Here is a 10,398-nt window from a genome sequence, read left to right on the forward strand (position 1 = left end):
GACGATTTCGGTCATGGTCTGGCCGGCCTGGCGCACCAGGGTCGAGCCGTTGGCCACCTGGCTCACCGAGGCGTCGATCAGGCCCTTGATCTCCTTGGCGGCGTTGGCCGAGCGCTGAGCGAGGGTGCGCACTTCGCTGGCGACCACCGCGAAGCCGCGGCCCTGTTCGCCGGCACGTGCGGCTTCCACCGCGGCGTTGAGCGCCAGGATGTTGGTCTGGAAGGCGATGCCGTCTCGAGCTGATGATGTCGGCGATCTTCTTCGAGGACGCCTCGATCCCGCTCATGGTCTGCACCACCTGGCCGACCACACTGCCGCCCTGCGAGGCGACCGTGGCGGCGCCGCCGGCCAACTGGTTGGCCTGGCGCGCGTGCTCGGCGTTCTGGCGCACGGTGGAGGTCAGTTCCTCCATCGAGGCGGCGGTCTCTTCCAGATTCGCCGCCTGCTGCTCGGTGCGGCGCGACAGGTCGTCGTTGCCGGCGGCAATTTCGCCGGCGGCGGCATTGATCGCGTTCGCCGCCTGCTGGATGCGGCCGACGATGGCCGCCAGCTGCTCGGCGGTGGCGTTGGCGTCGTCGCGCATGGTCGCGAACACGCCCTGGAAATCGCCATGCATGCGCGCGGTGAGGTCGCCCTGCGACAGCGCGGTCAGCAGCCTGGACACTTGGCCGATGCTGTCGCCGTTGGCCTGCAGCAGGCCATTGAGCTGCTGCGCCAGCTGCAGGAAGAAGCCGTGCTTGCCTTCGATGCCGACGCGCCCGCTGAGGTCGCCCGCGGCGGCCTCGCGCACGATCTTGGCCACTTCCTGTTCGACCTGCGCTTCCAGGGTGCGGTCGCGCGATTCGCAGACAAAGCCGATGTGCGTGCCGTGCTGGTCGCGGATGGCGGTGATGGTCTGGGCGACGCGCGCGTCGACGTAGGCCATCTCGCGTTCCATCACCCCCTTCTTTTCCAGCTCCGCCAGGGTCTTGGGATCGTGCTGGTTGCCGTACTCCAGCACCGTCACCGGCGAGCCGACCAGCGGCAGGCTCGAATCGAAGGCCGGCGCCACCGAGTGGATCTGCTCGGCGTACTTGTCGGTGAGGCCCTGCATCGACGGGTTGGCGTAGACGATGTTGTAGTCCAGGTCGACGATGAACATGCCGGTCGAGGAGTTGTCCAGCGCGGTGCGGATGCGCAGGTTCTCGGCGGCGACCGCGGCGTCGCGCTCGATGCGCCCGCGCAGGTCCTGCTGCATGCGCTTGAGTGCCTGCATCAGCTCGCCGATCTCGTCCTTGCTGTTGGCGTCGATATGTCCGTCGAGCTTGCCGGCGGCGACGTCGCTGGCCACCTTGACCGCATCGCGCACGCTGTTGGCGAGCATCCGCCCGAACAGGAAGGCCAGACCGACCGCTGCGCCAAGGCCGATCAGCAGGCAGATCAGCAGGGTTGCCGAGGCGTTGCGATAGGTGCCGCTGGCGGCGTCGGCCGCGGCCTTGGCCTGGCGATCGTTCTCGGCGATCAGGGCGACGACGTCGTCCACCACCTTGTTGTGCAGGGTGCGGGTCTCGCCGGTGAAGGTATCGATGGCGTCGTCGTGCAGGTCGAGCTGCAGCATTTCGTCGACGGACTGGTAGGAGGCGCTGGCCTTCTTCCAGTCGGCGACCAGACGGTCGTAGATGGTCTTTTCCTGCGGGCTGCCGATCTTGGGCGGATATTGGGCCAGGATCTGGTCCATCTGCTTCTTCAGCGCAACCTTGCGCGCGGCCGATTCCTTCTTCAGCGCATCGCTGCTGCGGATCAGGCTCTGGTAGGCCGCGTTGCGGTACTCGCCGAGGATGCCGCGCATTTCGCCGCCGGTGCGCACGCTCGGCACCACCTGCGACGACACATTCTTGGTCACGCCATCGAGCGAGTTAAGACCGCGGTAGGCGGCCACGCCCTGGATCAGCATCAACGCCAGCACGACGCCGAACGCCAGCATCAGTTTGGGCATCACCTTCAGATCTTTAATCCACTGCATGAGCGCGTTTCCCATAATTCGGAGGGGGACGACAAGGGGCAAAAAACGGCAAACGCCGCCGCGCCGGACCGTGCGCACGGGTCCAGCACGGCGGCGCAATGGCTTACTTGATGGTGGCCAGCTTCAGGCTGGACGGCGCGCTGACCTGGATTTCGGCACGCGAGCTGTCCCGCTCGATCTTGCCGATCACGCACACGTCCTTGCCTTCCAGGGTTTCCGGGGCGAAGCCGAACTTGCTGCGGTCGGCGCCGGCGATGCGGGCGGAGAAGGTGTGGCGCGGGAACATGCCGCCCATGTACAGGAAGGTCGGCTCGCCTTCGGAATTCTGCGCGTACTTGGCTTTCTCGACCTTGCCGCAGACCATGCCGTCCTTGCCGACGAAACGGGTGGCCATCTCCGGCGGGATCATCTGCTGGGACTGGGCGAAGGTGCTGGGGCTGGCGGCGAGCAGCAGGACCAGCAGCATGGGAAAGCTCGGTTTCATGGAACGACTCCTTGGGGACGGGGGCTGAAGTGAGGGCCGTGTGATGCCGGCCACTCTTCAGCTATCGGCGTGAAACCGGTTAACTTGATTCGCCCAAGTGATAAACAGTTCGCATTTCAAATAAAAACCCGCCTTGCGGCGGGTTTCGTCTACAGCCGGGCGGCCGCCGCAGCGGCCGGGGGTCAGGCGGCCTCGTCGACGTGGGCGTGCTGCTGGCCGAACTCGGCGCTGTCGAGCAGGGTCTCGATATCCAGCAGGATCAACATCTTGTCGTCCTGGGTGCCGATGCCCGAGATGAAGCGGGTGTCGACCGCGGCGCCGAACTCGGGGGTCGGGCGGATCTGCTCTTCGTTCAGCGGGATCACGTCGGAGACGCTGTCCACCACGATGCCGACCACGCGGTTCTCGACGTTGAGCACGATCATCACGGTGAAGGCGTCGTAGCGCGCTTCCTTCAGGCGCAGCTTCAGGCGCAGGTCGATCACCGGGACGATGGTGCCGCGCAGGTTGATCACGCCCTTGATGTACTCGGGGGCGTCCGGGACCCGGGTGACCGAGTCGTAGCCGCGGATTTCCTGCACCTTGAGGATATCCACGCCGTAGTGTTCTTCGCCGAGGGTGAAGCTGAGGAATTCGCCGCCGGTGGCGTCGGAATTGGAGGTGGTCTTGTCGTTCATCGTGTGCTCCTGGTGCGCACGGGATTGCGGGTGGTGGCGTGGGTGGGAAAGCGCGACTCTGATGCTAGATCGGCGCGGCCACGGCGAACTTTAGACCTGGATCGGCCGGCCGCTTGCGGCGTTCAGGAAAGCACGCCGCTCTTGCGGGCGCTGCGCTGGCGCTCGATGCGGAACACGTAGCGCTGGATCGCCGCGTCGGCACCGCGCGGCAGGTCCTGGAAGCGCATGCCCACGCGCAGGGTGTCCTGGCCGTTGGCGAGCTTGGAGACATACATGTTGCAGACCTGCAGGGTCAGCCGGATGGCGTCGGCATCGGGCAGCTGCAGCACGCAGTTCGGATAGCTCTGCTGCAGCTGCGGCATCGGCTGGCCCTGTACCAGCGCCACCGCCAGGCCGCCGCCGCTGATGTCCACCACGCGCAGTTTCAGTTCGATCTGGCCGGCATCGTCGTCGATGCGCAGCACGCACAACGGCGAATCGGTGATCGGGGTCTCCAGGCGGAAATGCTCGCGCCGCTGCAGGTAGTAGAGCGATTCCGGCAGCGGGGCACGCAGGCCCGGCTGGCCGTTGTCGTCGGTGCGCTGCGGGCTTTCGATGCGGAAACGCACCCGCACCTTGTCCAGCTGGGCGAAGCACAGCAGGTACTCGGCCTGCTCGGCGGCGCGGTTGGAGGCCTCGTTGACGCTCAGGTCCAGCAGTACGCTGTCCTCGTCCAGGTCCAGCAACGCGGTCGAGAAGGCCTGGTCGCGACCGCCCACGTGCGCGCTGACCTGCGAACGCTGCTGGATCAGCGACTGCAGCAACTGGCGGATCTGTCGCGGCTTGGTCAGCAGGAAACGGTCGTCCTCCACTTCTTCTTCCGGCGAAGTCGGGACAGGGGAGTCGCTGGGAGTGCCTTCGGCCATGGTGGAGAGTGGGTACTGGAGGTGGGTGGGGCGGCACCGCGTCGGGCCGCCCCACGCATGCTATCGGCTGAGCTGGACTTTTTTGTAGACCGGCTGCACGTTGCCGCCAGTGGCGACCGCGTTCGACGGCGGGCGCTGCTCCAGGGTGAAGGATGCCACGGCCCGTGCCAGTTCGCCCGCCTCGTGTTCCATCGACCGGGCGCTGGCGCTGGCTTCCTCGACCAGGGCGGCATTCTGCTGGGTCGCCTCGTCCATCTGCACGACGGTCTGGTTGACCTGCTCGATGCCGGCCGACTGTTCCTGCGAGGCCGAGGCGATGTCGCGCATGATGTCGGTGACGCGCTGGACCGAGGACACGATGTCCTGCATGGTGCGGCCGGCCTGGTCGACCAGGGCCGAGCCTTCGGCCACACGGGTCACCGAATCGTCGATCAGGCCCTTGATCTCCTTGGCGGCGTTGGACGAACGCTGCGCCAGCACGCGCACCTCGCTGGCGACCACGGCGAAGCCACGGCCCTGCTCGCCGGCACGCGCGGCCTCGACCGCGGCGTTGAGCGCCAGGATGTTTGTCTGGAAGGCGATGCCGTCGATCACGCCGATGATGTCGGCGATCTTCTTCGACGAGGCTTCGATGCCGCTCATCGTGGTGACCACCTTGCCGACCACGCTGCCGCCTTGCGAGGCGACCGCCGCGGCGCCGACCGCCAACTGGTTGGCCTGGTGCGCATGCTCGGCGTTCTGCTTGACGGTGGAGGTCAGTTCCTCCATCGAGGCGGCGGTTTCTTCGAGGCTGGCGGCCTGTTGTTCGGTCCGGCGCGACAGATCGTCGTTGCCGGCGGCGATCTCGCCGGCGGCGGTGTTGATCGCGTCCGAGGCGCCCTGGATCTGCCGCACGATCGCCGACAGCTGCTCGGCGGTGGCGTTGGCATCGTCCTTCATGTTCGCGTACACGCCCTGCAGGTCGGCGTCGATGCGCCGCGACAGGTCGCCCTCGGCCAGCGCGCGCAGCATCTGCTGGATGTGGCCCAGGCCGGAGGCGCTGGCGGCGAGCATGGCGTTGATCTGCTCGCCCAACTGCAGCAGGAAGCCGTGCTTGTCGTCCAGGCGGATGCGGCCGCCGAGGTCGCCGGCGACCGCGCCACGCACGATGCCGGCGATCTCCTCTTCCACCGCCACTTCGTCGGTGCGGTCGGCCCATTCCACCACGAAGCCGAGGCGGTTGCCGGTCGCGTCGGTCACCGGATTGACGATCAGGCGCATGGTGTGGCCGCCGACGCGGATCTGCGCGCGGTGCGTGCCGGTCAGCTCGGCGAGCATGCGCGCCTGGTGTTCGGGATGGCGGTGGAACACGTCGATGGTCTTGCCCAGCAGTGCGCTGGCATCGAACTGCGGCAGGTCGCGGCGCAGGTCTTCCTGCACCTCGCTGAGCATCTGCAGCAGCGGGCGGTTGACGTAGACGATGCGGCGGTCGGCATCGGCGATCATGACGTTGGTGGTGACATCGTCCAGCGCGCTGCGGATGCGCTGGGTCTCGCGCTGGGCCTCGCTGTCCTGCTCGCGGCTGCGCAGCAGCTGCGCGTTGGCGGCCACCAGGGTGTGGGCGATGGAGCCTTCCGGCAGGTCCAGCTCGCGGATCGCGGCCGACAGCGGCTGTTGCTGGGCGATGGCGCGCGCGGCCTGGGCCAGGGCGTGCGGGTCGTGGCCTACGTCCAGCAGTTGCCGGCGCATCTGCACCGCCATCGGCACCAGGATCGCCGCTTCCACCGCCACGTACAGCGCATGGATCGCCAGGATGCCGATCCCGGCCTCGGCGGTGAATACCCGCACCGGCAGGCCGCGATGCTGCAGCCAGAAGAACAGCACGTGATGCACGGCGATCGCGGCGGCCGCGACCATGATCGGCCGCCAGTCGCGGTAGTACAGCAGCAGCGCGATCAGCAGGATGACGCCGAAGTGCACTTCGATCATGCCGCCGGCCTGCTGGATCAGCGCCGCGGCCAGCACCATCAGGCCCAAGGCCACGGTGCAGCGGCTCAGCAGGCTGCCCGGATGCAGCTTCACCTGCAGGGCGATGACGGCCAGGGTCGGCAGGCTGACCGCCAGCCACGGCGTCCACGCGCCCTGATGCCAGGCGGCGGCCAGGCTGGCGAGGGTGGCCAGGACCGCGACGACCACGAACAGCCGGTCGGCCTGCGCCGCCAGTTTCTGCAGGTAGACGTAGCGCTCGTTGCCGACGAGAAAGCTGCCTTGGGTAGGCGAGGCGCTCATGAGAGGGATTCCTTGGAGTCGGTGGGACATCCGCACTGGGCGGGAGAGATCAGCGGCGAAGCGCCGCCGGTGGCGAGCAGCCGCGGCAGCAGCGACGCGGCGGCGATGGACGTGCCGCATCCGGCCAGCTGTGCCGGGCCGGCATAGATCAGGCGGGACTGCGCATCGAGGACGATCAGCGCATAGGGCAGGGACGGCGGCGCCAGCCGGGCGCGCAGGTCCACGCTGCGCATCCCTGGCAGTGCGAGCGCCGCAGGCGCGGCGCACTCGCAGCCGGCCACGCGCAGGCGGAACGCCACGGGCTGCCCGTCGGCAGCGTCGATGGCGGGCGCAAAGGCCAGCAGGCGCGCGCGAATGGCCTCGGCGCTGTCGGCCGGCGGCGGGCTGGCGAGCGCTACCAGTTGGCTTGCCGCCCAGATGCTCCAGAGCACCAGCAACAACAGCCCCCATGGCAGGCGAGTGAAACCTCCCCAACGGGGCGTCGTGGTGGATAGTGCCTGCATTGGAAACCGGCCAGCGCGACGCCGGTACTCACCGGCTGTTCACGTTATCGACAGCACCTGTCGATCCTTAAGGTCGTATTCATCACATTTCACGCCGTGGTAACGACGCTGGTGTGGGGTTTTCGAAAAAAGGCTGCCGCGCAGGCCTGGAAACGCAATCGGCCGCGGAGGCGTTCCGCGGCCGATCGGTAATTGGGTCGTTGTTCCGGCGGCGCGGTGTGCGCCGACCGCGGCGTGACAGGCCGAGCCTGGGTGGCGCGATCCGCGCGCCTGGACTCAGGCGGCCGCGTGTGTCGGCGTGCGCGCGGCCGGTACCGCCGGCGCACGCACCGAGGATGCCGCCGCCTGCACCTTGAACACCGCCACGGCCTGCCGCAGGTGGCTGGCCTGCTCCTCCATCGAACGCGCGGCGGCGGTGGCTTCCTCCACCAGCGCGGCGTTCTGCTGGGTGCTCTCGTCCATCTGGGTGACGGTGCGGTTGACCTGCTCGATGCCGGACGACTGCTCCTGCGAGGCGACCGCGATCTCGCCCATGATGTCGGTGACGTGCTGCACCGAGGTCACGATCTCCTGCATGGTGGTGCCGGCGCGCTCGACCAGGGCCGAGCCTTCGGCGACGCGGCCGACCGACTCGTCGATCAGCGTCTTGATCTCCTTGGCGGCGTTGGCCGAGCGCTGGGCGAGGGTGCGCACTTCGCTGGCGACCACGGCGAAGCCGCGGCCCTGCTCGCCGGCACGCGCCGCTTCCACCGCGGCGTTGAGCGCCAGGATGTTGGTCTGGAAGGCGATGCCGTCTCACCGAAATGATGTCGCCGATCTTCTTCGAGGACGCTTCGATGCCGCTCATGGTCTGCACGACCTGGCCGACCACGTCGCCGCCCTGCGAGGCGACCGAGGCCGCGCCGGCGGCGAGTTGGTTGGCCTGGCGCGCACGTTCGGCGTTCTGCTTGACGGTGGAGGTCAGTTCCTCCATCGACGCGGCGGTCTCCTCCAGGCTGGCCGCCTGCTGCTCGGTGCGGCGCGACAGATCGTCGTTGCCGGTGGCGATCTCGCTGGCGGCGGCGTTGATGCTGACCGCGGCAGTCTGGATGCGCGCGACGATGGCGGCCAGCTGTTCGGTGGTGGCGTTGGCGTCGTCGCGCATGGTCGCGAACACGCCCTGGAAGTCGCCGTGCATGCGTGCGGTCAGGTCGCCGGCGGCGATCGACTGCAGCAGGGACGACAGCGCCTGCAGGTTGCCGTCGGCGGTGGCCATCAGCTGGTTGAGGCTGTCGACCATCAGGCGGAAGTCGTACTGGAAGCGCGCGGCGTCGCCACGCACGCTGAAGTCGCCCGCCGCGGCGGCGCCGGCCAGGTGCTTGATCTCGCTGTTCATCGCGGTCAGGTTGTGCTTGACCGTGTCCATCGTCTCGGTGAGGCGGGCTTTCTCGCCGGGCAGGCGGTCCATGTCCTCGGACAGGTCGCCGATCGCGTAACGGCCCATGATCTGCGCCAGGCGCTCGGTCACCGCGATGTGCGAGGCGGCCAGGGCATTGCTGTCGCGGACCATGCGCCCGTAGTCGCCGGGGAAGACGCTCTCGTCCATGCGATAGCTGGTCTGGCCCCCATCGTGGCGCCGCGCCATCTCGGTCTGGGCGGCCAGCACCTCGCGCAGCTGCTGCTGCATGCGTTGCATGTCGGCCAGCAGCCGACCGCTTTCGTCGCGGCTGGGCACCACGATGCGGGCGTCGAGGCGGCCCTCGGCGATGTCGGCGGCAACGCCGGCGGCGCGGCGCACGTTGCGGGTCAGGGTGATCAGGGTGTGCGTGCAGATCGCCGCGATCAGCAGCGTCAGCACGCCGAGCCCGGCCACCGCGGTCCACATCGCCTGCAGCGAGGCGTCCAGATGACGCTGCGACTGGCGCTGCAGCGCCTGCAACGCGGTGGCGCTCAGCCCGTGCAAGGCCTCGTCCCAGCCATGCAGGGCCGCGTTCCAGCGCTGATCGGCATCGGCGCTGCCGCCGTCCAGGGCCTGCGCCAGTTGCGGCAGGGCGCGATCGGCGACGGCGGCTTCGGCGGCGACCGACTGCGACAGGGCCGGATCCGGCTGTTCGAGCAGGCCCAACGCCTTCTTCAGCTCATGCCGCAGGCGGCCCTGATCGCGGGCCAGCTCGGCGATCTGCGCGCGCAGGACCGGGGTGTCGGCGCCGGCCTGCGAGGGGTCGCGCATCGCATCCAGCCGGGTCAGGGTCTGGCTGGTCACCGGGGCGTAGATCAGGCTGCTGACCACCAGGTGGTAGCTTTCCACGTAAGGCGTATAGACCAGCTGGCTGTCGTCGCGCAGGGCGTCCAGCGCGTCGTCGGCCTGGTCGGCGACCGCCGCGAAGTCGCTGCGCCTGGTCTGCAGGGTCTGCTGCAATTGCGCCAGCGCCGCCGTGCTGCGCTCGAAGCCGGGCAGGGCCGGCACGGTCCGCTGCAGTTCGCGCAGCGCCCGGTCCGCGGTGTCGCGCGCCTGCGCCGTGTCGGCGACGGCGCCGACCTGTTCTTCCTGCAGGGCCGCCAGCAGCCGCAGCATCTCGCGCAATGGCGCGTAGCTGCGCAGCTCGGCGCGGCTGACCTCCACGCCGTCGCTGAGGGTGCGGGTGTACAGCAGCAGGGGAATGGCCAGCCCGATCAAGGCCAGCACGCCGATCAGGCTGAGCTTGCGCGCAATGGGGAGGTCGTGCCAGACCCGCAAACGCGAGCGGCGGTCGGAGGCGGGCGGAGCGGCGTGGTTCGCGGAGTGCGACGTCATTGCGCGGGTCTCTGGGGGAAAGCGAAAGAAGGCATGCGCTCGCGAGCAAGCGCATGCGATGGGAATGTAGGGGGCGGACAGCGATCGAACTTCGCCGGGCGAAGACGCGTGCATGCGAGGGGATCGCCAGCACTCGGCCGAATCGGGCAGATCTTTAGCGGCGGCTTGAGACAAAGATTGAATCTGTGATCTTGGCGGAGTTACGCGGTCATCAGGGTTGTGGCGCCCATGTGAGAAAAGGAGTGGGCAGGACATACGCGCTGCGGCGCGCTGCGGATGCAGCGCCGATGCAGGAGCTGCGCGATCTGCGAACGGCCGCACGATTCCGGGATGTGCAGGCCTGTCGAGAAGGCTGCGGGAACCGCGGTGACCGGCGGGTGTTGGCATGTCCTCGCTCGGTCCATTCGCCGATGGACGTGCCGCGCCGCCGTCGCTGGTGTCGCCTGCAGTGGGCGTGATCCGGCCGTGCCGGGCTGGCATCGAGGTCGGGCGAGGCAGGGGCAGTCGGGCGCTGGCGCGCCGTGGCAGGCACGCGATGATGGCGAGGAGGCGCGGGGCGATGGCCGATGGCGGCGCGTGTCGAGCGCGCGTCGGGACAGCCGGCGTTCGATCAGGCAGGGAATGGCGGAATGTGCCGCTGGTGCAGGCGAGGTGGCCAGGCCGTGTGCGCCTGGCCACCGCGGCCTCAGAACTCCCGCCAGGCGTCGCCGTTGCTGGCGGCGGCCACGACCGGACGGCGTGCCGCCGGTTGCGGCGCCGCGCCGGCCTTGCTCGCAACCCGCGCCG

5 protein-coding genes and 3 pseudogenes are annotated in these 10,398 nt (G+C 68.8%); all 8 read right to left on the reverse strand.

Going from position 1 to position 10,398, the window contains the following annotated elements:
- Positions 1–805 (reverse strand): annotated as a pseudogene (locus tag D180_RS24800) (methyl-accepting chemotaxis protein); the annotation flags it as partial.
- Between the two features lie 318 nt (positions 806–1,123).
- Positions 1,124–2,017: pseudogene (locus D180_RS24805) on the reverse strand (MCP four helix bundle domain-containing protein); the annotation flags it as partial.
- 88 nt (positions 2,018–2,105) lie between these two features.
- Positions 2,106–2,468 (reverse strand): hypothetical protein, encoded by a 363-nt coding sequence (locus tag D180_RS14155; protein WP_017910574.1) that lies wholly within the window; start codon positions 2,466–2,468, stop codon positions 2,106–2,108.
- Positions 2,469–2,668: 200 nt separating this feature from the next.
- Complete coding sequence (locus tag D180_RS14160) at positions 2,669–3,163, reverse strand: chemotaxis protein CheW (protein ID WP_017910573.1); 495 nt, start codon at positions 3,161–3,163, stop codon at positions 2,669–2,671.
- Positions 3,164–3,285: 122 nt separating this feature from the next.
- Positions 3,286–4,068, reverse strand: a complete 783-nt coding sequence (locus tag D180_RS14165) for a flagellar brake protein (RefSeq protein WP_043091009.1) — start codon at positions 4,066–4,068, stop codon at positions 3,286–3,288.
- A 60-nt stretch (positions 4,069–4,128) separates the two neighbouring features.
- A complete protein-coding gene (locus D180_RS14170; RefSeq protein WP_017913318.1) occupies positions 4,129–6,336 on the reverse strand; it encodes a methyl-accepting chemotaxis protein in 2,208 nt (735 codons plus the stop codon).
- On the reverse strand, positions 6,333–6,767 hold the full coding sequence (locus D180_RS14175; RefSeq protein ID WP_223875754.1) for a hypothetical protein: 435 nt from the start codon (positions 6,765–6,767) through the stop codon (positions 6,333–6,335). The genes D180_RS14170 and D180_RS14175 overlap by 4 nt, the downstream gene beginning before the upstream one ends.
- Positions 6,768–7,115: 348 nt before the next feature.
- Positions 7,116–9,612 (reverse strand): annotated as a pseudogene (locus D180_RS14180) (methyl-accepting chemotaxis protein).
- Positions 9,613–10,398: the final 786 nt, after the last annotated feature.

Source organism: Xanthomonas sp. SHU 166, assembly GCF_000364685.1.
GTDB lineage: Bacteria > Pseudomonadota > Gammaproteobacteria > Xanthomonadales > Xanthomonadaceae > Xanthomonas_A > Xanthomonas_A sontii.